We start from the raw sequence: 925 nt of genomic DNA on the forward strand, positions 1-925 counted from the left end.
GACGAGGCCGGCGACTGGCGGGTCATCCTGCACTCGCCCTATGGGCGCCGCGTGCACGATCCCTGGGCGCTGGCGATCGCCGCGCGCGTCCGGCGCCGGTTCGGAGTCGACCCTTCGGTAGTGGCCAGTGACGACGGCATCGTCGCCCGCCTGCCCGATACCGCTGGACAGGTGCCGGGGGCGGAACTGTTCCTCTTCGACCCAGACAGACTCAGGAACATTGTGACAGAAGCCGTGGGCGGCTCGGCATTGTTCGCTGCCCGCTTTCGGGAATGCGCCGCTCGCGCGCTGCTTCTGCCGCGCCGTGCGCCCGGCCATCGCTCCCCGCTATGGCAGCAGCGGCTGCGCGCCGGCCAGTTGCTGGAGATCGTGCGGGACCATCCGGATTTTCCGATCCTGATCGAGACCGCCCGCGAATGCCTGCGGGACGTGTATGACCTCGCAGCACTCGACAGCCTGGCGCGCCGGCTCGCGGATGGCGCGATTCGGATCGTGGAGGTGACAACCGAAATTCCGTCGCCGTTCGCGGCGGACCTTCTGTTCGGATACGTTGCCGAATTCATGTATGCGACGGACGCGCCGATCGCCGAGCGACGCGCCTCGGTGCTGTCTCTGGACAGTGGGCTGCTCGCCGAACTTCTCGGCGAAGTCGATCTTGGGACACTTCTCGATCCCCTGGTCGTTGACCAGGTCGAGAGTGAGTTGCAGCGCCTGGCACCGGCTTATCGGGCGAAGGGGAAGGAGGGCGTGGCCGATCTCGTGCGCGAACTCGGCCCCTTGTCGGCAGAGGAGGTCGTGGGGCGCCTCACGGATGGCAACGCCGAAGCCTGTCTCGCCACACTCGCGACCGAGCGCCGCCTCATCCGGGTGGCGGTCGCAGGCCGAGCGTGCTGGAGCGCCGTCGAGGACGCCGCCCGGGTGCGCG

The 925-nt window shown here is 68.6% G+C and carries 1 protein-coding gene; it reads left to right on the forward strand.

Annotated elements, in window-relative coordinates; genetic code table 11:
• Window positions 1–925: hypothetical protein (locus tag HUK84_RS20245; RefSeq protein ID WP_456306684.1), on the forward strand; the 925-nt coding region annotated here is incomplete at both ends.

It is taken from the genome of Nguyenibacter vanlangensis, assembly GCF_013376155.1.
GTDB lineage: Bacteria > Pseudomonadota > Alphaproteobacteria > Acetobacterales > Acetobacteraceae > Gluconacetobacter > Gluconacetobacter vanlangensis.